General features: G+C 74.1%; 19 protein-coding genes. 7 read left to right on the top strand and 12 right to left on the bottom strand.

The genetic code is table 11. The features are described from left to right. The first annotated feature begins 314 nt into the window (after window positions 1–314). The 5 genes from LY05_RS08535 to queG all read left to right on the top strand — a co-directional run bounded on the left by LY05_RS08535 (window position 315) and on the right by queG (window position 8,409). Entirely contained in the window at window positions 315–1,313 is a 999-nt protein-coding gene (locus LY05_RS08535; protein ID WP_148922854.1) for an ArsJ-associated glyceraldehyde-3-phosphate dehydrogenase, read from the top strand. Continuing rightward, window positions 1,310–2,578: an organoarsenical effux MFS transporter ArsJ gene (gene arsJ, locus LY05_RS08530; protein ID WP_148922853.1), complete on the top strand. Its 1,269-nt coding sequence runs from the start codon at window positions 1,310–1,312 to the stop codon at window positions 2,576–2,578. The genes LY05_RS08535 and arsJ overlap by 4 nt, the downstream gene beginning before the upstream one ends. A gap of 239 nt (window positions 2,579–2,817) precedes the next feature. Beyond that, a complete protein-coding gene (locus tag LY05_RS08525; RefSeq protein ID WP_148922852.1) occupies window positions 2,818–6,093 on the top strand; it encodes an ATP-binding protein in 3,276 nt (1,091 codons plus the stop codon). A 415-nt stretch (window positions 6,094–6,508) separates the two neighbouring features. After that, window positions 6,509–7,177, top strand: a complete 669-nt coding sequence (gene fzlA, locus LY05_RS08520; RefSeq protein WP_072747278.1) for an FtsZ-binding protein FzlA — start codon at window positions 6,509–6,511, stop codon at window positions 7,175–7,177. Between the two features lie 62 nt (window positions 7,178–7,239). After that, window positions 7,240–8,409, top strand: a complete 1,170-nt coding sequence (gene queG / locus LY05_RS08515) for a tRNA epoxyqueuosine(34) reductase QueG (RefSeq protein WP_148922851.1) — start codon at window positions 7,240–7,242, stop codon at window positions 8,407–8,409. Between the two features lie 16 nt (window positions 8,410–8,425). Here queG and LY05_RS08510 read toward each other — a convergent pair whose 3' ends face one another. Then, window positions 8,426–9,256, bottom strand: a complete 831-nt coding sequence (locus LY05_RS08510) for a hypothetical protein (RefSeq protein WP_148922850.1) — start codon at window positions 9,254–9,256, stop codon at window positions 8,426–8,428. A gap of 61 nt (window positions 9,257–9,317) precedes the next feature. On the opposite strand from LY05_RS08510, the gene LY05_RS08505 reads away from it, so the two are divergent. Further along, window positions 9,318–10,202 (top strand): SDR family oxidoreductase, encoded by an 885-nt coding sequence (locus LY05_RS08505; RefSeq protein WP_148922849.1) that lies wholly within the window; start codon window positions 9,318–9,320, stop codon window positions 10,200–10,202. A gap of 13 nt (window positions 10,203–10,215) precedes the next feature. On the opposite strand, the gene LY05_RS15380 is transcribed toward LY05_RS08505, so the two are convergent. The 5 genes from LY05_RS15380 to ygfZ form a co-directional block, all read right to left on the bottom strand. After that, window positions 10,216–10,419 (bottom strand): helix-turn-helix transcriptional regulator, encoded by a 204-nt coding sequence (locus LY05_RS15380; protein ID WP_249041908.1) that lies wholly within the window; start codon window positions 10,417–10,419, stop codon window positions 10,216–10,218. 17 nt (window positions 10,420–10,436) lie between these two features. Continuing rightward, window positions 10,437–10,754 carry a hypothetical protein gene (locus tag LY05_RS15375; RefSeq protein ID WP_249041907.1) on the bottom strand — a complete coding sequence of 106 codons (318 nt, stop codon included), beginning with the start codon at window positions 10,752–10,754 and terminating at the stop codon, window positions 10,437–10,439. Next, window positions 10,751–11,254 carry a cytochrome b/b6 domain-containing protein gene (locus tag LY05_RS08495; RefSeq protein ID WP_249041906.1) on the bottom strand — a complete coding sequence of 168 codons (504 nt, stop codon included), beginning with the start codon at window positions 11,252–11,254 and terminating at the stop codon, window positions 10,751–10,753. Before LY05_RS08495 ends, LY05_RS15375 begins: the two co-directional genes overlap by 4 nt. A 76-nt stretch (window positions 11,255–11,330) precedes the next feature. After that, on the bottom strand, window positions 11,331–11,585 hold the full coding sequence (locus tag LY05_RS08490; protein WP_148922848.1) for a PepSY domain-containing protein: 255 nt from the start codon (window positions 11,583–11,585) through the stop codon (window positions 11,331–11,333). A 222-nt stretch (window positions 11,586–11,807) separates the two neighbouring features. Then, the gene (gene ygfZ / locus LY05_RS08485; protein ID WP_148922847.1) at window positions 11,808–12,665 is read right to left on the bottom strand and encodes a CAF17-like 4Fe-4S cluster assembly/insertion protein YgfZ; all 858 of its coding nucleotides are present in this window, start codon (window positions 12,663–12,665) and stop codon (window positions 11,808–11,810) included. Between the two features lie 149 nt (window positions 12,666–12,814). Between ygfZ and LY05_RS08480 the strand changes: the two genes are divergently transcribed. Beyond that, window positions 12,815–13,519 (top strand): TIGR04283 family arsenosugar biosynthesis glycosyltransferase, encoded by a 705-nt coding sequence (locus LY05_RS08480; protein WP_148922846.1) that lies wholly within the window; start codon window positions 12,815–12,817, stop codon window positions 13,517–13,519. Window positions 13,520–13,702: 183 nt separating this feature from the next. Here LY05_RS08480 and LY05_RS08475 read toward each other — a convergent pair whose 3' ends face one another. The 6 genes from LY05_RS08475 to LY05_RS08450 are packed head-to-tail and all read right to left on the bottom strand — an operon-like array spanning window position 13,703 to window position 20,038. Next, window positions 13,703–14,731 carry a trans-3-hydroxy-L-proline dehydratase gene (locus tag LY05_RS08475; RefSeq protein ID WP_148922845.1) on the bottom strand — a complete coding sequence of 343 codons (1,029 nt, stop codon included), beginning with the start codon at window positions 14,729–14,731 and terminating at the stop codon, window positions 13,703–13,705. A gap of 6 nt (window positions 14,732–14,737) precedes the next feature. After that, window positions 14,738–16,408, bottom strand: coding sequence for a cis-3-hydroxy-L-proline dehydratase (gene lhpI, locus LY05_RS08470; protein ID WP_148922844.1), 1,671 nt, complete (start codon window positions 16,406–16,408; stop codon window positions 14,738–14,740). Beyond that, window positions 16,405–17,406, bottom strand: a complete 1,002-nt coding sequence (locus LY05_RS08465) for a 4-hydroxyproline epimerase (RefSeq protein ID WP_148922843.1) — start codon at window positions 17,404–17,406, stop codon at window positions 16,405–16,407. Before LY05_RS08465 ends, lhpI begins: the two co-directional genes overlap by 4 nt. 8 nt (window positions 17,407–17,414) lie before the next feature. Further along, on the bottom strand, window positions 17,415–18,659 hold the full coding sequence (locus tag LY05_RS08460; RefSeq protein WP_148922842.1) for an NAD(P)/FAD-dependent oxidoreductase: 1,245 nt from the start codon (window positions 18,657–18,659) through the stop codon (window positions 17,415–17,417). A gap of 7 nt (window positions 18,660–18,666) precedes the next feature. Beyond that, window positions 18,667–19,389: an amino acid ABC transporter ATP-binding protein gene (locus tag LY05_RS08455; RefSeq protein ID WP_072747267.1), complete on the bottom strand. Its 723-nt coding sequence runs from the start codon at window positions 19,387–19,389 to the stop codon at window positions 18,667–18,669. Further along, a complete protein-coding gene (locus LY05_RS08450; RefSeq protein WP_148922841.1) occupies window positions 19,382–20,038 on the bottom strand; it encodes an amino acid ABC transporter permease in 657 nt (218 codons plus the stop codon). The genes LY05_RS08455 and LY05_RS08450 overlap by 8 nt, the downstream gene beginning before the upstream one ends. Window positions 20,039–20,048 lie beyond the last annotated feature (10 nt).

Genomic DNA, 20,048 nt, shown 5'->3' with positions numbered 1-20,048 from the left:
CGCCGCCAGGGGCGGGGGCGCGGCGCCCGCCGAGCCATCCGCCCGCGCCCGGGCGCCGGCGGCGGGCGCGGCGCGATTGCGACTGTCACACGAATCGGCTCAGTGATGCGGCGGCGCAAGTCCGCGCGGGCGGACCGCGCCCATGATCCGCATCTGCAAGGGAAACCGGACATGAGCCGCCGCCAGCGCCAGGCGCCGTCCCCGCCCCGCCGCGCGCGGCCCGGCCGGGCCCGACGGGCCGGCGGGCGCGATGCGCCGGGCAGGCTTCACTCGCAAGGAGCGGCCGCCGCGACCGGCCGCAAGGAGACGCACGCATGACCGTCTACGCTCTCAACGGCCTTGGCCGCATCGGCAAGCTGGCCCTGCGGGCGCTTCTTGAAAGGGGCGCCCGGATCGCCTGGATCAACGATGCGACGGGCGATCCGGCGATGCACGCGCATCTGCTCGAGTTCGACACCGTCCATGGCCGATGGAACGCCCGCTTCGCCCATGACCGCGAAAGCGTGACCATCGACGGCGTGCGGCTGCCCTTCGTCGGCGCGCGCGAGCTCGGGGCGCTGCCGCTCGCGGGCGTGGACGCCCTCATCGACTGCACCGGCGCCTTCAGGACGGCGGCCCGGCTGGCGCCCTGTTTCGACGCGGGGGTCAGGAAGGTGGTCGTCTCGGCGCCGGTGAAGGACGACGAGGCGGCGAACATCGTCTACGGCGTCAATCACCGCAGCTACGACCCCGCGCGCCACCGCATCGTGACGGCGGCCAGCTGCACCACCAACTGCCTTGCGCCGGTGGTCAAGGTTCTGCACGAGGCGATCGGCATCCGTCATGGCTCCATGACGACGATCCATGACGCGACCAACTCCCAGACCATCGCCGACCGGCCCGCCAAGGACCTGCGCCGCGCGCGCTCGGCGCTCAACTCGCTGATCCCGACCACCACGGGTTCGGCGACGGCGATCACGCTGATCTATCCCGAGCTCGAAGGCCGCCTGAACGGCCATGCGGTGCGCGTGCCGCTTCTGAACGCCTCGCTGGCGGATTGCGTGTTCGAGCTGCGCCGGCCGACGACGGCCGAAGAGGTCAACGCGCTGTTCAAGGCCGCCGCCGAGGGACCGCTGCGGGGCGTTCTGGGCTATGAGGAGCGCCCGCTCGTCTCGGCCGATTTCGTCAACGACACGCGCTCGGGCGTCGTGGATGGGCCCTCGACCATGGTCGTGGACGGCACGCAGGCGAAGGTCTTCGCCTGGTATGACAACGAGATGGGCTATGCCCACCGCCTCGTGGACGTGGCGCTGATGGTCGGAGCGTCGCTGTGAGCGCGCGCCCTCGGGGCCTGGGCGCCTATGTCGCCGTCACCGCCGCCTACTGGGCGTTCATGCTGACCGACGGCGCGCTGCGCATGCTGGTGCTGCTGCATTTTCACACGCTTGGCTTCACGCCGGTCCAGCTGGCCTATCTGTTCCTGCTTTACGAGATCGCGGGCATGGCGGCCAATCTGTCCGCCGGCTGGATCGCGGCGCGCTTCGGTCTGGCCTCGACGCTTTACGCGGGGCTGGCGCTTCAGGTCGCGGCGCTTGCGGCGCTGGCGCAGCTCGACCCGGCATGGGGCGTGGGGCCTTCGGTCGCCTTCGTCATGCTCGTGCAGGGGGTGAGCGGCGTGGCCAAGGATCTTGCCAAGATGTCCTCGAAATCGGCGGTCAAGATCCTTGCGCCGGACGCGCGGGGCGCCCTGTTCCGCTGGACGGCGATCCTCACGGGGTCGAAGAACGCGGTCAAGGGGCTGGGCTTTGCGCTGGGCGCGTCGCTGCTGGCCACGGTCGGCTTCGCGGGGGCCGTGCTGGGGATGGCGGCGGCGCTGGCGGCGATCCTTGCGGCCACGCTGGCGGCCATGCCGCCGAACCTGCCAAGGGGGCGCAAGGGGGCGAAATTCGCCGAGATCTTCTCCACCTCGGCGAACGTCAACCGGCTGTCGGCGGCGCGGGTGTTCCTGTTCGGCGCGCGGGACGTGTGGTTCGTGGTCGGCGTGCCGATCCATTTTCACGCCGCGCTTTCGGACGGCACGGCCGAGGGCGCGCGCGCGGCCTTCTTCACGGTCGGGGCCTTCATGGCGCTGTGGGTCGTTCTCTATGGCGCGATGCAGGCCCTGGCGCCCGGGCTGTTGCGCGCAGGCGAGCGCTCCGAGCGCGAACTGATCGCCGGAGCGTGCGGCTGGGCCTGGGCGCTGGCGGTCATCCCCGGCGCGCTGACCGCCGCGGCGCTGGCCGCGGACGGGCCGCAGCCCTGGTTCACCGCCGCGCTGGCGGTGGGGCTGCTGGCGTTCGGCGCGATCTTCGCGATCAACTCGGCGCTGCATTCCTACCTGATCCTGGCCTTTTCGAGGGCCGAACGGGTGACGATGGATGTGGGCTTCTACTACATGGCGAACGCGGCGGGACGGCTGCTTGGAACCGCCCTCTCCGGGCTCACCTACCAGGTCGGCGGGCTGGCGCTGATGCTGGGGACGGCGACGCTCATGATTGCGCTGTCGGCGCTCGCCGCCGGACGGCTCGACGCCGCGGGCCCCGCGACGAAGGCCGCCTGAGGGCCGCGCGCGGCGCATCGGCGCCGGGCGCCCGCGCCGCACACGCCCGACACGCGCAGGCTGGGCGCGCGACGCGGCGCGCCCGGGCCGGCCGGCCCCCGCCCCCGCTCCCCGCGCCGCTGCCCGCGCCTTCCGGCGGCGCGGATCGGCGCCTTTGCGGTCCGCGCGCGGCCGCTCTCGTGCTAGGATGACGCTCGTGCATCCGGCCCAGGCCGCGCGGAGTGGAAAGGATCGGCGACGTGACCCAGGGGCCTGGACGGCTGTCCGAGTTTCTTTCCCGCATCGGCCTCGAGCGGCTGCGCGACCGGCTGGCGGCCGAGGATGTGGACATGTCCGTGCTGCCGCTGCTCGACGAGGAGGACCTCAAGGGGCTTGGCCTCAACCTCGGAGAGCGCAAGCGCCTGCTCAGGGCCGTGGCCGAGCTTGGCGCGCGCGCCGAAGGCGGCGCGCCGCCCCGGGACGACGCGCTTGCGGGCGCCGTCCAGCTGCGCAGGTTGAGCGTATTGTTCTGCGACATGGTGGGCGCGACGCGTCTGGGCGAAGAGCTGGGCATCGACCGGATGCAGATCGTCCTTCAGCGCTATTGCCAGACCGCGCAACGGATCGCGGCGCGCCATGACGGCCACCTGGCCATGTCGCAAGGCGACGGGCTGGTGCTGCTGTTCGGCTATCCTCGCGTCGTCGAGGGGTTCGCCGAACGCTGCGTCGCGGCGGCGTCCGAGCTGCAAGGCGCGCTGGCGCGCGCGCCCGTGACCTTCGCCGGGCGCGCGCCCGTGCGCATCGCCACCCGGATCGGCATCGCCTCGGGTCAGGCCCTGGTCGGAGAACGGGGCGACGACGCCCCCGGCGGCGTCCACCTGGTCGGACCGGCGGTGAACCGGGCCGCCCGGCTTCAGGCCCTGGCGCGGCCCAACGCCATCATCGTCGACCGCGCCACGCGCGAGCTGACCGCGGCGGCGGTGGCATACGGCGCGCCGCGATCGGTCCGCCTGCGGGGCTTTTCCGAGCCGGCCGAGGTGTTTCGCGTCGTCGGCATGTCCGCCCCGGCGGCGGATCGGCCGGTCGCGCTGCTCGATCGCGCGGCGGAAACGGCGCTCTTGCGCAAGCTGTGGCGGCGCGCGCGGCGCGGGCATCCGGCGACGCTGACCATCCATGGCGGCCCGGGGATCGGAAAATCCGCCCTGGTCCAGCACTTCCTGACGCGCGAGGCCGGCCCCTCGGCTCGCGTCATCCGCCTTCGGGCCAGCGCGATGGCGACGCACTCGCCCCTGCGGCCGGTGGCCGAGGCCCTGGCCGAGCTGACCGGCCCCGACCCGCCGCCCGCCGCGCTCGCCGCCCTTCTGGGCGCCGCCCCCGAGAGCGCCGAACGCACGGCGCGCTTCGTGGGGCTTGCCGCCGCGCCCGAAGGCGACGCCGGACCGGGCGCGGACGAGCGCGCCGCCATCCTCGATCTGCTCGCCCGCTGGATCGTCGCGGGCGACGGCCGGCCGACGGCGGCGGTTCTGGAGAACGCGCAATGGGCCGACGACGCCACCCGCGCGCTGCTGAGCCGCGCCGCCCGGCAAGCGAAGCCGGAGGGGAATCGGTTCCTGATGATCGTCGTCACACGCGACGACGCCCCCCCGCCCGGCTTCGATCAGGGCCGCGACCGGGCGCTTGCCCTGCCGCCCCTGCCCGAGGACGCCGCCAATCTTCTGCTCGATCGCGCGCTGTCCGGCGCGCCGATTCCCCAGTCGGTCCGAGAGCACATCCTTCGCCGCTCGGACGGCAATCCGTTGATGCTCGAATCATTGGGCCACGCGCTGCGCCGGCGCCGGCTTGCCGAGCTGGCGGACGCGGTCGAGGTTCCGCACACGATCTACGAATCGGTCGCCATGCGGCTCGACGCCCTGAGCGCGGGCCGCGAGGCGATCGAGGCGCTGGCGGCGCTGGGAGCGCCGGCCGATCCCGCCTTGCTGGGGCGAATCCTGCGCGCCGACGCAGGCACGGTCGACGCCGCGCTTGCCGCGCTCGACCGGGCCGGGCTGATCGAACGCACCCTCGCCCACGGCCGCGAGACGATCGCGTTCCGCCATCAGGTGTGCCGGGACGTGGTCCTCGAGCGGCTCGCCGGACCGGCGCGCGAAAGGCTGCACCTGGCGGTCTATCGCGCGCTTGCGCGCGAGGGCGGCGCGCCCCATCGGCCCGACATTCTGGCCCGGCATGCGCTGGCCGGCCGCAACTGGGCCAACGCCGCGCGGCATGCGCTCGAAGCGGGGCTGGGATACCTTGTGCGCTCGGCCCTGCCCGAGGCGGGGCGCCATCTCGACATGGCGATGGACGCCCTGGCGCGGCTGCCCGCCGGGCCCGAGGTCGACCGCGACCGGCTGCGCGCGGTGGCGGGCCTGGCCGCGGTCGAGCGTTCGCGCTTCGGGATCGCGTCGGACCGCAGCGCCGAGCTGGGCCGGCAGGCGGTCGCGCTTGCGCGCGCGGTCGGCGACGCGAAGGCCGAGCTTCTGGCGCTCAACGGCCTTTACTCCCACGCGCTCGTGCGCGCCGACTATCGCCGCGCGGACAGCTTCGCGAAGGCCCTTAGCAAGGCGGCCGAGCGATGCGCAGACGACGACTTCCGCATGATCGGCGGGCGCGCGATCGGCGCGGTGGCCCTGCACCGGGGCGATCAGGCCACGGCCCGGCGCAGGCTTGAGCGGGCGCTGGCGCAGTATGAGCGCGACGCGCATCTGCCGCTGGCGCACGCGCACGGATACGATCACGCCGAGATCTGCGCCGCCCTGCTGGCGATGTCGCTGTGGATCGGCGGCGATCTGCGCGGCGCGCGCCGGATGGGCGCCTGGGCGATCGCGCATGCGCGCGCCATCGACCACGCCCATTCGCTGGCGCAGGCGATCTCGTTCAGGGTCATGTGGGGGGCGCTGGCGCGGCAAGGAGCCGAGATGGCCGAGCTCGCCGCCGAGGGCGTCGCGCTGTCCGAGAAGCACGGCATTCGCGTGATGCGCGCCGCCGCGCGGCTGTTTCCCTTCGCCGGCGGGCTGTGCCTGCAGCCCGACGCCCCCGCCGCCGCGCAGATGGCCGATCTGGCGTCGCGCGTGGCCGAGTTCCGCGCCGCGAACCCGTTCAACTACGTTCCGCTGCTGAACTCGGTGCTGGCCGAGGCGCATCTTCGCGCGGGCGACCTTCCCGCGGCGCAGATCGCGCTTGCCGAGGCGCAAAAGGCCGAGGCCCGCACCGAAGAGACCTGGACCTGCGCCGAGGTCCTGCGCATGCGCGCGCGCCTTGCGGCGGCGCAAGGCGACGGGAAGGCGGCCCGGCGCCTTCGTGGGCGGGCGCTTGGCGCGGCGCGGCGCACGCAGGCGGCGACCATCGCGCTGCGCATCGCCTGCGACATGGCCGAGGCCGACCCGCGCCCGGCAACCGCCGGCGCGGTGCGCGCCGCCCTCGCCAAGCTGACATCGCGCGACGGCGGCTGGGACGTTCGGCGCGCGGCCGCGATCCTGCGCGCCGGCGCGCATGGCTGACGCCCGCCGCGCAGCCGCCTCCGCGCCGCCATGGCGGCGCAGGCCCCCACGCCGCCTCCGCGACAGGCGCAGCAATGGTCGCATCCCGCCGCCGGGCCGTCGCCCCCGCCCCGCGCCGCCCCCGCGACAGGCCCCGCAACGGCCGCATCGCGCCGCCCACGACGCCCACGACGCCGCCCGCCCGGCGCGAAGGCGGCGGCCGCACCGCCGGGCCGTCGCCCCGCCCCCGCGTCGTCCTCCGCCCCGCCCCGCGCCGCGCCGCTCATCCCGGCGAAGGCCGCCGCGCCAAGGGTCTGCGCCGAAGCTTCGCGGGCCGCCCCTGCGCCCCGGCTGTTGCATCGCGCCGCGCGCTCGGGCAGGGTCCGGCGCGAACCGGGCCTCGCCCGGCGTCTCCCAACGAGAGTCCGCTCACGCCATGCGACGTCTGCACCACCAGCCCCTCTCTCCCTTCTGCCGCAAGATCCGCCTGGTTCTGGCCGAGAAGCGCATCGAGGCCGTGCTGGCCGAGGAGACCCCCTGGACCCGGGACCTGGACTTCCTGCGCCTCAACCCCGCCGGCCAGACCCCCGTCTTCGTCGATGACGACGGAACCGTCGTCGCCGACAGCGCGGCCATCTTCGAATACCTCGAAGAGACGCGCCCCGAGCGCCCGCTGCTGCCCCGCAGCCCGGCCGAACGCGCCGAGGCCCGCCGCCTGGTCGCCTGGTTCGACGACAAGATGCATCGCGAGGTGACCGCCAACCTGCTCGAAGAGCGCGTGATGAAGAAGCTGCGCGGCGGCGGGCATCCCGACAGCGCGCGCATTCGCGCCGGGCTGCGCAACCTGACCATCCACCTCGAATACATCGGCTGGCTGGCCGAGAAGCGCAAATGGCTGGCCGGCGACGAGCTGACCGTGGCCGACTTCGCCGCCGCCGCGCATCTGAGCTGCCTTGACTACATCGGCGACGTGAACTGGGACCACAGCCTGCCCGCGCGCGAGTGGTATGCCCGCGTCAAGTCGCGCCCCGCCTTCCGCCCGCTGCTGTCGGACCTGATGTCGGGCTTTCCGCCGCCGCCCCATTACGCCGACCTTGATTTCTGACCGCCCGCGCCCGCAAGCTGAAGCATGAGCACCCGCCGCGCCCCCATGCGGGCCGCCGCGCCATGACCGCGGCCCAGCCCGCGCCCGCCGCCGACGCCCGCGCGCTGGCCGAGGCGCTGCGCGCGCAGGCCCGCGCCGAGGGTTTCGCCGCCATGGGCGTGTGCCGCCCCGACGCGGTTCCCGAAGCGGCCGAGCGGCTGCGCGCCTTTCTGGCCGCGGGCCGCCATGGCGAGATGGCGTGGATGGCCGAGCGCGCGGCGTGGCGCGGCTCGGCGGCGGCGCTGTGGCCCGAGGCGCGCTCGGTCGTCATGCTGGCCGAGCCCTACCAGCCCGACCCCGCGCCCTGGGCGCCGCTGACGCGGCCCGAGCTTGGGGTGGTGTCGTGCTATGCGCGCGGCAAGGATTATCACGACCTGGTCAAGAAGCGGCTCAAGCGCCTGGGCCGCTGGCTGATCGAGCGCGCGGGCGGCCAGATCAAGGTTTTCGTCGACACGGCCCCCGTGATGGAAAAGCCGCTCGCCGCCGCCGCCGGGCTGGGCTGGCAGGGCAAGCACACCAACCTTGTCAGCCGCGAGCTGGGCAGCTGGTTCTTCCTCGGCGCGATCTTCACCACGCTCGAGCTGCCCGCCGACGCGCCCGCGCCCCAAAGCTGCGGCTCGTGCCGGCGATGCCTCGACGTGTGCCCGACCGCGGCCTTTCCGGCGCCGTTCCAGCTCGATGCGCGGCGCTGCATCTCTTATCTGACCATCGAGCTGAAGGGCCCCATCCCGCGCCCCATGCGCCCGCTTCTGGGCAACCGCATCTATGGCTGCGACGACTGCCTGGCGGTCTGCCCGTGGAACAAGTTCGCCGGCGCCGCGGCCGAGATCGGCTATCTGCACCGGCCCGAGCTGACGCGCCCGCGCCTGGCCGAGCTGGCGGCGCTGGACGACGGCACCTTCCGCGAGGTGTTCTCGGGCTCGCCGGTCAAGCGCATCGGACGCGGACGCTTCGTGCGCAACGTGCTCGTCGCCATCGGCAATTCCGGCGATCGGGCCCTGGCGGACAGCGCGCGCGCCCTGCTCGGCGACGCCGACCCCCTGGTGCGCGGCGCGGCGGTATGGGCGCTGGGCCGGCTTGTGGGAGCGCGGGCGCTGGCCGAACTCGGCCCCCCGCCGGACGAACGCGACCCGCAGGTGCTGGACGAATGGCGCGCCGCCTGCGCCCCCGCATGCGGCCTCGGGCAAGGCTGAGCGCCCGGGCGCCCCTTCAGCCCCCGGCCTCCATCAGCTGCAAGGCGCGGCGCGCCGCGGCGCCGGTCGGCCCCTGGCGGTCGCGGGCGATGGCGCCCAGGTATCGCTCGCGCGCCGCGTCGCGCCGGCCCAGCGCCTCGAGCGCACGACCGGCCTCGAGCCAGGCCTGCGCGTCCTCGGGCGCGGCGGCCAGCGCGGCCTCGGCGTCGGCCAGCGCGCCGGCCGCGTCGCCCAGCGCCGCCCGCGCCTGGGCGCGCGCGACGAGCAGCGCCGGCGCGCCGGGCGCGGCGCGCAGGGCGGCGTCCAGATCGGCGCGCGCGCCGGCCCAGTCCTGCGTCATCGCCCTAGCCTGCGCGCGCGCGGCCAGCAGGGCCGGATCGCCCGGCGCCAAGTCCAGCGCCGCCGCAAGCGAGGCCAGCGCCTGTTCGGGCCGCCGCGCGGCCAGCCACAGATCGGCCGCCAGCGCCCGCATGGCGCGCAGCCGCTCGGGCGGCGCGGCGCCGGCCTCTTCGGCGGCCAGCTGATCGAGCAGCCGGGCGGCCGTGGCCTGGGCGCCCAGCGCCGACAGGGCCAGCGCCTCGCAGATGCCCGCCTGAGCGCCGCCGCCGAAGCGCCGCCACTCGGCCGCGGCCTCGCGCGCGGCGGCCGGATCGGCGTCGAGCAGCGCCACGCACGCCGCGTAGTCGCGCACGCGCGCGGGGGCTCCCTGCCCCGCGGGGGCCTGCGCCGATGCGGGCGCCCGCCCCTCGGCCCACGCCGCCGGCGCGCCGGCCAGCCCGGCGGCCAGCGCCGCCGCCAGCGCGGCGGCCGGCGCCGCCGCCCGGCGCCTTCGGGTGATGTGTCGCATTCGCTTGCGCTCCGCTCTATGTTCCGGGCCGGACCGTAGCCGTTGGAGGAGACCCGCGCAAATGCCCGTGATGCTGACCCTTGGCCATGGCTATTGCGCCGCCCATCTGGCGCCGCGCCTGCTGGCGCGCGGCTGGCGCGTGATCGGCGCGACGCGCAGCCCCGACAAAGCCCGCGCCCTGGCCGCAAGCGGCGTCGAGCCCCTGCTCTGGCCCGGCGACGACCCCGCCCCGGCGCTCGAGGCGCTGTCGCAGGCGACGCATCTGTTGATCTCGGCCGCGCCGAATCCCGAAGAGGGCGACCCCGTGCTGGCGCGGCTGCGCGCGCCCATCGCCGCGCGCGCGGGGGACTTCTCCTGGGTCGGCTATCTGTCCACCACCGGCGTCTATGGCGACCGCGGCGGGGCATGGATCGACGAAGGCGCCGAGCGCCGCCCCTCGACCGCCCGCGGCGCGCTGCGCGTGGCGGCCGAGGACGCATGGAGCGCCCTTTGGCGCGAGCGCGGCCTGCCGCTGCACATCTTTCGCCTGGCGGGCATATACGGCCCCGGCCGCGGCCCCTTCGCCAAGGTGCGCGCGGGCAAGGCGCGGCGCATCGTCAAGCCGGGGCAGGTGTTCTCGCGCATCCATGTCGAGGATGTGGCGCGCACGCTCGAGGCCTCGATGGCCCGCCCCTCGCCCGGCGCCGCCTACAATGTGTGCGACGACCTGCCCGCCCCGCCCGAGGACGTCATCGCCGAGGCGGCGCGGCTGCTGGGCGCGCCCCTGCCCCCGGCCGAGGATTTCGAGACCGCCGAGATGACCCCGATGGCGCGCAGCTTCTACGCCGAAAGCAAGCGCACCTCGAACCGGCGCATCCGCGAGGAGCTGGGCGTCGAGCTGGCCTATCCCGACTACCGCGCCGGGCTGGCCGCGCTGCTGGCCGAGGAGCGCGCCGCCGGCGGCTGACCCCGCGCGCCACTCAGCGGCCGCCGGGCGCTGGTCGGGACTGGGGTTGGGGGTCGGCCAGAAGCTCTTCGAGAAACAGGCTGATGAGCTGCGCGCGCCCGTCCAACCCCGCCTTGGCGTAGATGGCCGCCGTCTGGGCGCGGACCGTGCCCTTGGCCGTGCCGCGGATCTCGGCCACGCTTTCGTTGTCGAACCCCTTGAGCGGCAGCATCGCCATCTCGCGCTCGGCGACGGTCAGGCCCCAGCGGTCGAAAAGCCCTCGACCAGCTGCGCCATCTCGCCGCGCGCGGCGCGCAGGCCGGTCTCCATGCTGTCCATGCGGGCCAGAAGGCGGCGCAGCTCGACCATCTGGAAGGCGACGCCGCCGCTCAGCGCCAGGGCGGCGAAGGCCTCGACGGCCATGTGCACCTCGTCCAGATGGCCGGTTTCGGCGTAATCCACGATCACGTCGCCGATGAAGAACATGGCGCACAGGGCCTGCGCGGCGATGATCGCGGCCAGCGTCGCCGCCCGCCGCTCTCGCCGATCCGCGCGTCGCCATGCGCCGATCATTCGGCCTCGAACCCCTCGGGAATGCGCTTGCGCCCGTCGATCATCGCCCGCACCAGCGGCACGCCCGTGCGCCGGGTTTCGAACATCACGCCCCCCACATGCAGCGCCACCGAGATCATGAGCCAGCTCCAGGCCGCTTCGTGCAGCTCCTCGACCCATTCGACGCCGAAGAACGTCATCATTCCCATCATGTAGCCGGTCGCCGCCAGGGCGGCCAGCGTCGCCCAGAGATTGCAGACCATCAGCGCGCCGAGCGGGTCATGAGACAGATGGACGCGCCGCGTCCCCGCCGCCAGCTCGGCCAGATGCGCGCGCGCCGCCGACAGGCTGGGCGGAAAGGACGAGAACCGCGCCGGCCGCGGCCCCACGACGCCCCACACCATGCGCAGCGCCACCAGCCCCGCCGCCGCATAGCCCAGCCAGTGGTGCAGCAGCGCCTCGCCGTCGAGGAACGAGTCGATCAGCGCCGCCAGCGCCACCGACCAGTGGATGATGCGCACCAGCGGTTCCGGACCCGGATCTCGCGGGCGCCGTGGCGCCCGCTTGCGGAAAGGTCGGACATGGCCATGGCCCGCCTCACTTCATCTTCAGCTTGGCCGGCTTGCCGGTCTGCGGGTTGACGTAGACCTCGCCCATCTTGCCCTGGCCGACGAAGTAGGCCTCGATCATGCCGTCCTCGCGCTCGATCTTGCGCACCTCGAAGCCCATCGAGGTCAGGGTCTGGCGGACCTCCTGCTCGGTCTTGCCCAGCATCGTGTCCGTGCTCGGGGCTTCGGCCAGAGCGGGCGCGGCCAGCGTCATGGTCTGAGCGGCGATCGCAATTTTGCGCATGGGGGCGCCTCCTTTGTTCCGGTCGCCTCGGCGCGGACCATCCGCGCCGGCCCGCCACACATGGCGCGGGCCGGACGCGCCGGGAATAGGCGCGCGGCTTGCGCCCGCCGCCGCAAGCCCGCGCTTATGCGCCAAAGCCCGCAAGAACGGGGCCAGGCCGCGCAGGAGCGCACCCCCGCGCCGCCCCGCGGGCGCCGCCGCGAACGGGGCGTAAGCGCGGGCTTATTCGCCCGGAACCAGCCGTTCGAGCAGCCGCGCCCGCGCCGCCCCCGCGCGCAGCGGACCCTCGGCCCGGTCGAAGCGCAGATGGGCCAGCGCAACGTTCCCCGCCACCGATCCCAGACGCCCGGCGGCGCGCCCGTCCTCGGTCGTGAGCTCGGCGCCGGGGGCGGCCGCGCCCTCGAGCGCGACGCGCGCCAGCCCCTTACGCAGCTGCGTCTTGTGCTTCATGCGCGCCACGATCTCCTGCCCCACATAGCAGCCCTTGCGGAAATCGACGCCGTTCAAGCGCTCGAAGCCGGCCTCGAGGATGAAGGTCTCTTCCGGGATCAGATCGACGCCCGACGCGGGCACGCCCAGCGCCACGCGCAGCGCCAGCCGCTCTTGCGCGTCGGCTTGCGCCGCGCCGGCCAGCGCGGCCTCGGGCTCGGCGGTCAGCACGCGGCCGCCGAGCCCCGGATGGCGCGGATCGGGCAGGACGCCAGGCGCGCGCTCCCACCCCTCGCCCCACAGCTGCACGACCTGCAGATCGGCCGGCGCGATGGTCAGCTTGCGCCGCAGGCGATACATGCCCAGCCGCGCCGCCAACGCCGGCGCGCGGTCGGCGGCCAGGTCCAGCAGCACGCCGTCGCCCTCGGGGGCGGGGGTGACGATGAAGTCGAACAGATACTTGCCCTGCGGGGTCAGCAGCGCCGCATAGACCGGCCCCCTTTCGAGCCTGCGCATGTCGTTGGTCGCCAGGCCCTGCAGGAAGCCGCGCGGATCGTCCCCATCGATCCGAAGCACCGCGCGCTCGGGCGCGACGCGGCCGCGCAGGCCGGCGGGCGTCGCGGGGGCGCGTTCCTCGACCGTTTCGTTCATCTTGCGACCTCTCTTCCGACGTTCCGGCGGCGGCCGCGTCGGGGCCGCGCCGCATGGCGGGCAATATAGCCGTCGCGCGGCGCGGCGCATCCTGTTATCGAGGCTTCCGCCGCCGCAAGCGCGGCGCGATCCAAGGCAGGAGCGCAACCATGCCCGCGCCCATCTCGGTCGTCATCCCGACGCTCAACGCCGCCGCAGGACTGGGTCCGACGCTGGCCTCCCTGACCGAGGGCCTGCGCGAGGGGCTGATCGCCGAGCTCATCATCGCCGACGGCGGCTCGGAGGACGACATCGCCTGGCTGGCCGAGGAGATCGGCGCGCGGCTGGTCGCGGCGCCCCGCGGGCGCGGGCGCCAGCTGGCCGCGGGGGCGCAGGCGGCGCGGGGCGCGTGGCTGCTGTTCCTGCACGCCGACACGGTGCTCGATCCCGGCTGGAGCGCGGCGGCGCGCCGCCACATGCGCGCGCATCCCGACGCGGCCGGCTGGTTCCGCCTGCGCTTCGACGCGCCCGGCGCCGCCGCGCGCTGGACCGCCGGATGGGCCAATCTGCGCGCGCGGCTGTTCGGCCTGCCCTATGGCGATCAGGGGCTCCTGGTGCGCGCGCAGGTCTATCGCGCGGCGGGCGGGCATCCGCCCGTGGCGCTGATGGAGGACGTGGCCCTTGCGCGGCGGCTGCGCATGCGCCCGCTCGACGCCGGGGCGACCACCAGCGCCGCGCGCTATCTGCGCGACGGCTGGCTGCGGCGCGGCTGGATCAATCTGAGCACGCTGGCGCTCTACCTTGCCGGCGCCGACCCCGAGCGCCTGGCCCGCCGCTACGAACGCGCTGGGCGCAGGCGCTTGTCGCGGCGCTGAGCGCGCCTTCTCGCCCGCGCGTCCGACCGCGCGACCGCCCGCCAAACCCGCCCCCCCGACCCGCGAGGCCCGCCCCCATGGCCGCGCGGCGCGTCGGGCGGCGCCGCATCCCCCCGCCCCCCGCGGACGGCGCCCCCATGGCTGGCCGATGCGTCGGCGCGGCCCCGGACCGGGCCGCCGCGCTCAGCCCGCGCCCCAGGTGTCGCTCAGCCGATAGCCCTGCGGCCAGGGGTCGTCGGGGTCGAGCATGTGCTGATGCGTTCCCGTGATCCACGCCCGGCCCGAGATCTCCGGGATGATGGCGGGCAGCGGGCCGACGGCGCCGGTCTCGACGATGCGGCCCGAGAAGGTCGAGCCGATCAGCGAAACCGCCGTCAGGCGGTCCTCGGGGCCCATCAGGCCGCGCGCATGCAGCGTCGCCATGCGCGCCGACACCCCCGTTCCGGTGGGCGAGCGGTCGACCTTGCCCGGGCGGATCGCCACCGCCGAACCGGCGCGTAGCTCGCGCCCGCGCCGTTCGATCGGACCGGCGAAAAGGCAGAACGAGACATGATCCCAATCGGGATTGAGCGGATGCGCGAAGCCCAGCTGCTCGTTGGCGGCGCGGGTGATGCGCATGCCCAGCGCGGCGATGTCGCGCGCCTCGTCCGCGCGCAGCGCGAAGCCCAGCGCGCGCGCGTCGACGATCACGAAGCTGTCGCCCCCATAGGCCGTGTCCACCGTCAGCGCGCCCAGCCCCTCGACCTCGAGCGCGGCGTCGAGCCGGGCGGAGAAGCTGGGCACGTTGCGCACGAAGATGCGCTCGGCCTTGCCGGCGCGGCACTGGGCGCGCACATGCACCAGCCCCCCCGGCGCCTCGAGCGTCAGGCGCGTTTCGGGCTCGGTCATGGGCAGGATGCCCGAATCCAGCAGCACCGTCGCCACGCAGATCGCGTTCGAGCCGGACATGGGCGGCGTGTCTTCGGGCTCCATGATGATGAAGGCGGCGTCCGCGCGCGGGTCCCTGGGCGGAACCAGCAGGTTCACATGGCGGAACACCCCGCCGCGCGGCTCGTTGAGCACGAAGTTGCGCAGCGCCTCGTCGCGCGCGATCCAGCGCGACTGCGCCCACAGCGTCTCGCCCGGCGGCGGGGCGACCCCGCCGACGATGACGTCGCCGACCTCGCCCTCGGCATGGGCGGAGATGACGTGGATGATCCTGTTCGACCGCATGGCGCCTCAGCTCAGCCAGGAGGGAAGATCGCGGGGCGCGCGCCCCGTGGCGGCGGCCTCGGCGCAGGCGGCCAGCGCGCCGAAGCGCACCGCCCGCCCCGACAGGCCGGGGCCGTAATGGGCGTATTTGCCCGAATTGGTCATGACGGCGCGCGCCTTGGGCGGAAAGACCGGCTCGACGATCGAGCACCAGCACAGATCGGGAATGACCCGCGCCCCCGCCGCCTCGAGCCGCGCCAGCACGCCCTCGGCGCGGATGGTCTCCAACACCCCGCGCCCGAGCGTGACGATGAGCGCCGCGCGCGCCTTGCGCCCCTGCATCAGATCGGCCAGGGCGCGGCATTCCTCGGCCGAGGCGTGCGGGCTGCCGACGGCCACCAGGTCGATCTGCTCGGGGCCGCGGTTCAGCGCCCGCCAGCCCTCGCGCAGCGCCGCGCGGTCGATGCGCGCGCGGTCGGCGTCGGGATCGAGCAGATGCGCCTCGGGGGTGACGCCCTCGACATGCAGCATGGGCGCGCCCGAGGTCGCGCCGAAGGCCGCGCACAGCGCCTTGAGCGCCTCGGGCCCCGGCCTGGCCGCCGCCAGCCCCCGCAAGAGCGGAATGCGGTCGGGCGAGAGCCTGCCCGCCAGCCAGCCCAGCAAGGGCCAGAAGGCGTCGTCGATCCCGTCCGGCAGCTCGACCTCGATGACCCGCCGCGCCAGGCGGTTGCGCTCGAGATACGGGCCCGACAGGGGCGCGCGCCCGGTCAGCGCGATGCACAGATCGAGGAAATCGGGATGCTTGGCCGTGCGCGCGCCCAGAACCGAGTTGGCGTAGATGACGGCGTTCGATTCCGACCAGCCGACGGCCTGGCCGGGCCGCGGCGCGTCCTCCAGCAGATAGGGCGCGCAGGTGAAGCTGGGCCGGCAGCCCATGCGCACATAGGCGTCGGCCAGCCGCTGGGCCGGGCCGCCGAAATCGGGCGCCACGCCCTGCGTGCGCCAGTTGGCGTGATCGACCGAGATGGCGTTCATGGTCGTGGGAATGCGCACGCGCGCGCCCAGCTCGAGCATGCGCTCGGCGAAGGTCAGATTGGCGGGGCTGGCGTAGATGCACCCGTCGATATGGGCCTGAGCCACGTCGATCAGCCGCTCGGCGCCCTGATTGGCGGCCATGGCGCGCAGAATGCGCATGGCCAGCGCCGCCGCCGGTCCGTGCGCGCCGTCGAGCATGGCGCGGTCCTCGGCGCTCAGCTCGAGCAGGTCGGCGGCGGGCGGGTCCAGCGGCACGGCGCCCAGATCGGTCTCGATCGCGTCGGGGCCGATGGCGGCGCGACGGGCGCGCGACAGGCGGGCGAAGGCCTCGGCGTCAAGGCGCAGCACCGGCAGCGGGCGGTCGAACAGCTGGGCCGCGACCAGCGCGCCCAGCGTCGCCACGTCCTCTTCGTCGCGAAAGACCAGCGCCGCCGGCGCCCGTCCGCCCAGCGCCATGTCCAGCAGCACGCCCGAGCCGGTGCACGAGCCGCGCGTGCCCGGCAGCGCCAGCACCCGCCCCGCCAGCTCGCGCCCCGCCAGCGGATGGCGCACGTCGATCACCCGGCCCGCGGCCGGATCGACCCCGCCCCAGAAGCTGAGCGGCTCGTCGCAGGCCAGCACCTCGCCCTCGGCCCGGCCGGGAAGAACGACCCGCCCCCTCATCGGACCACGAAGCCATGCGCGAAGGGGTCGCGATCGTCGATGAAGATGGTGTTGAGCCCGGTCATCCGCGCCCAGCCCGCGATCGAGGGGATGATGGCCGGGCGGCCCCCCGCCTCGGCCGGCGCCTCGACGCGGCCGTGAAAGACCGAGCCGATGATGCTTTCGTGGCGGAACTCGTCGCCCGGACGCAGGCGCCCGCGCGCGGCCAGCTGCGCCATGCGCGCCGAGGTGCCGGTGCCGCAGGGGCTGCGGTCGATGGCCTTGTCGCCGTAGAACACCGCGTTGCGCGCGTCGGCGTCGGGGCGCGTCGGGGCGCCGGTCCACAGGATGTGGGTCAGCCCGCAGATGCGCGGATCCTCGGGGTGGACGAACTCGTATTTCTCGTTCAGCGCCGCGCGCAGCCTCGGCGACAGCTCGACCAGCTGGCCGGCGGTGAAGTCGGCCATGTCGCGGTAGTTCCTCTGCGGCTCGACGATGGCGTAGAAGTTGCCGCCATAGGCCACGTCCACGACGATCTCGCCCAGACCCTCGACATGGGCGCTCAGCCCCTCGGCGTAGAGAAAGGCGGGCACGTTGGTCAGGCGCACCTCTTCGACGAAGCGGCCCTCCTGGCGGTATTCGACCTCGACCTTGCCCGCCGGCGTGTCGAGCGACAGCCGCCCCGGCCTGCGCGGGGCGATCAGGCCGTGCTCGACGCCCAGCGTCACCGTGCCGATCGTGCCGTGCCCGCACATGGGCAGGCAGCCCGAGGTCTCGATGAACAGCACCGCCACGTCGCAATCGGGGCGCGTGGGCGGGTAGAGGATCGCGCCCGACATCATGTCGTGCCCGCGCGGCTCGAACATCAGCCCCGTGCGGATCCAGTCGTAGTCGCGCAGGAAATGGGCGCGTCGCGCCAGCATGTCCGCGCCCTCGAGCCGCGGGCCGCCGCCGGCGACCAGCCGCACGGGATTGCCGCATGTATGGCCGTCGATGCAGAAGAAGGCGTGAGAGGCCATGGACGTCCTCAGAAACGTTGCGGGGAATAGGGGGCGATGTCGATGGGCGGCCGCGCGCCGGTCGCCAGGTCGGCGACGATGCGCGCCGTGCCCGCCGACTGCGTCAGCCCCAGATGCCCGTGGCCGAAGGCGTAGATGACGCGCGGCGTGGCGCGCGCGCGGCCGATGGCCGGCAGGCTGTCGGGCAGCGAGGGGCGCATGCCCATCCAGCGCGTCCCGCCCTCGGTCGCAAGGCCGGGCAGCAACTCGGCGGCCTTGCGCAGCATGGCGTCGGCCCTGCGCCAGTTGGGCGGCAGGCGCAGCCCGCCCAGCTCGACCGCGCCGCCCACGCGGATGCCGCAGGACAGGCGCGTGACCACGAAGCCATGGCCGCCGAAGGTGATCTGGGTGCGCAGATCGAACGCGCCCGGCGGCAGGGTGGTGTTGTAGCCGCGCTCGGTCTCGAGGGGGATGCGCTCGCCCAGGGTGCGGGCGATCAGGTGCGAATGCGCCCCCGCCGCCACCACCGCCATGCCCGCGCGCCGCGCGCCGCCGCCCCGCAGGCGCAGCTCGACCCCGTCCTCGCGCGGGACCAGCGCCGCGACCTCGGCCCGCGCCAGCTCGCCGCCCTGGGCGACGAAGCGCTCGGCCAGCGCCAGGGTGTAGCGCAGCGGGTCCTCGATCGAGCGCCAGCCCGGCGTGAAGGTGCCCTTCACGAGCCGCGGCGACAGGCCCGGCTGAAGGGCGGCCATCTCGTCGCGGTCCATGTGGCGGAACTCGATCCCGTGCTCGGCCCGCGCCTGCCAGCCGGGCAGGCTGGCGCGGAACTCGGCCTCGGATTCGTAGACCTGAAGATTGCCCTCGCGGCGCAGCATCCCGGCCGTGCCCGTGGCGGCCAGAAAGGGTTCGAGCTCGGCGCGCGACAGGTCCATCAGCGCCGTCTGCGCCGCGGTCGAGGCCGCCACGCGCGCCGGCGCGCAGGCGCGCCAGAAGCGCAGCAGCCAGGGCGCGATGCGCAGCGCGTAGGCCGGCGGAATGCTGAGCGGCCCGAGCGGGTCGAGCAGCCAGCGCGGCGCCTTGCGCAGGATGCCGGGCGAGGCCAGCGGCAAAATGTCGGTGAAGGCGAAGGCCCCCGCATTGCCCGCCGAGGCGCCGGCGGCCGGCCCCTCGCGGTCCAGCACCGCCACGCGCAGCCCGCGCGCCTGCATGGCCAGCGCCGCCGACAGGCCGACGACGCCTGCGCCCGCCACGATCACGTCGGGACGATCGGACATGGCCCGCTCAGACCGTCGCCGCCAGGAACTTCTGCAGCTCGGGCGTTCGGGGCGCGCCGAACAGCTCTTCGGGCGGGGCGATCTCGGCGATCACGCCCTGGTGGAAGAAGGCCACGCGGTCCGAGACCTCGCGCGCGAACTTCATCTCGTGCGTGACGCAGATCATCGTCATGCCCTCGGCCGCCAGCATGCGCAGCGTGTCCAGCACCTCGCCCACCAGCTGCGGATCGAGCGCCGAGGTCACCTCGTCGAACAGCATGTAGTCGGGCGACATGGCCAGCGCGCGGGCGATGGCCATGCGCTGCTGCTGGCCGCCCGACAGGCGCGAGGGATAGACCGACAGCTTGTCGCCCAGCCCCACATGCTTGAGCTGGCGCACGGCCTCGGCCTCGGCCTCGGCGCGCGAGCGGCCCAGCACCTTGCGCTGGGCGAGCATCACGTTCTCGAGCACCGTCAGATGCGGGAAGGCGTTCCACTGCTGGAAGACGATGCCGATCTTGCGCCGCAGCCGGTTCAGGTCCGTGCCCTTGGCGTGCACCTCGACCCCATCGACCAGGATGCGGCCCGAGTCGATGGGCTCGAGCCCGTTGATGCAGGTCAGCAGCGTGGACTTGCCCGACCCCGAACCGCCGATGACGGTCAGCACCTCGCCCTTGGGCACGGTCAGCGAGACGCCCTTGAGCACCTCGAGCGAGCCGAAGGATTTGCGGACGTTCTCGATCTCAATCATTGGCCAGCCATTTCTTTTCCAGGTACCCGCCGAACCGGGCGATCGGGAAGGAGATGAGGAAGTAGAACAGACCGCAGATCAGCAGCAGGAACAGCGGCTCCTGCAAGCGGGTGATCAGGATCTGCGTGGACTTGAGCAGCTCGACCACCTGGACGACGAAGACCAGCGAGGTGTCCTTCATCACGCCCAGCGCCAGGCCGATCCACGAGGGCAGCGCCACGCGCGTGGCCAGCGGCAGGACGATATGGGTCATGTCCTGCCCCCAGCTCATGCCCAGCGAGCGCGCGGCCCGGCGCACGGTCTGCGGCACGGCCTCGATGCCCCCGCGCACGATCTCGGCGCAATAGGCGGCGGTGTAGAGCGACAGCACCCCGCAGGCCACCGTGAAGCCCGAGACGCGAAAGCCGAGCACGGTGGTGACGAAGGCGTTGGCCAGCACCAGCTGGATCAGCAGCGGAATCGAGCGGAAGATGTCCAGAAAGAAGGTCAGCGGCGCGCCCCACCACGGGCCGACCTGGTATCGGACGACGCCGAAGACGATCCCCATCAAGGTGCCCAACCCCACGGCGATGGCGGTGACCAGCAGCGTCATGCCCGCGCCGCGGGCCAGGAACAGCAGGTCGTTGACGGTCAGTGCGGTGTCGAACATCCCGGCCCCC

Origin of the sequence: Oceanicella actignis (genome assembly GCF_008124525.1) — a bacterium.
GTDB lineage: Bacteria > Pseudomonadota > Alphaproteobacteria > Rhodobacterales > Rhodobacteraceae > Oceanicella > Oceanicella actignis.
This window is presented reverse-complemented; position numbering and strand designations above follow the sequence as displayed.

Coding starts and splice junctions, on each gene's coding strand:
- LY05_RS08535 (WP_148922854.1), top strand. CDS start 315: ATGACCGTCTACGCTCTCAACGGCCTTGGCCGCATCGGCAAGCTGGCC.
- fzlA (WP_072747278.1), top strand. CDS start 6,509: ATGCGACGTCTGCACCACCAGCCCCTCTCTCCCTTCTGCCGCAAGATC.
- queG (WP_148922851.1), top strand. CDS start 7,240: ATGACCGCGGCCCAGCCCGCGCCCGCCGCCGACGCCCGCGCGCTGGCC.
- LY05_RS08510 (WP_148922850.1), bottom strand. CDS start 9,256: ATGCGACACATCACCCGAAGGCGCCGGGCGGCGGCGCCGGCCGCCGCG.
- LY05_RS08505 (WP_148922849.1), top strand. CDS start 9,318: ATGCCCGTGATGCTGACCCTTGGCCATGGCTATTGCGCCGCCCATCTG.
- LY05_RS15380 (WP_249041908.1), bottom strand. CDS start 10,419: ATGGCGATGCTGCCGCTCAAGGGGTTCGACAACGAAAGCGTGGCCGAG.
- LY05_RS15375 (WP_249041907.1), bottom strand. CDS start 10,754: ATGATCGGCGCATGGCGACGCGCGGATCGGCGAGAGCGGCGGGCGGCG.
- LY05_RS08490 (WP_148922848.1), bottom strand. CDS start 11,585: ATGCGCAAAATTGCGATCGCCGCTCAGACCATGACGCTGGCCGCGCCC.
- ygfZ (WP_148922847.1), bottom strand. CDS start 12,665: ATGAACGAAACGGTCGAGGAACGCGCCCCCGCGACGCCCGCCGGCCTG.
- LY05_RS08480 (WP_148922846.1), top strand. CDS start 12,815: ATGCCCGCGCCCATCTCGGTCGTCATCCCGACGCTCAACGCCGCCGCA.
- LY05_RS08475 (WP_148922845.1), bottom strand. CDS start 14,731: ATGCGGTCGAACAGGATCATCCACGTCATCTCCGCCCATGCCGAGGGC.
- lhpI (WP_148922844.1), bottom strand. CDS start 16,408: ATGAGGGGGCGGGTCGTTCTTCCCGGCCGGGCCGAGGGCGAGGTGCTG.
- LY05_RS08465 (WP_148922843.1), bottom strand. CDS start 17,406: ATGGCCTCTCACGCCTTCTTCTGCATCGACGGCCATACATGCGGCAAT.
- LY05_RS08460 (WP_148922842.1), bottom strand. CDS start 18,659: ATGTCCGATCGTCCCGACGTGATCGTGGCGGGCGCAGGCGTCGTCGGC.
- LY05_RS08455 (WP_072747267.1), bottom strand. CDS start 19,389: ATGATTGAGATCGAGAACGTCCGCAAATCCTTCGGCTCGCTCGAGGTG.
- LY05_RS08450 (WP_148922841.1), bottom strand. CDS start 20,038: ATGTTCGACACCGCACTGACCGTCAACGACCTGCTGTTCCTGGCCCGC.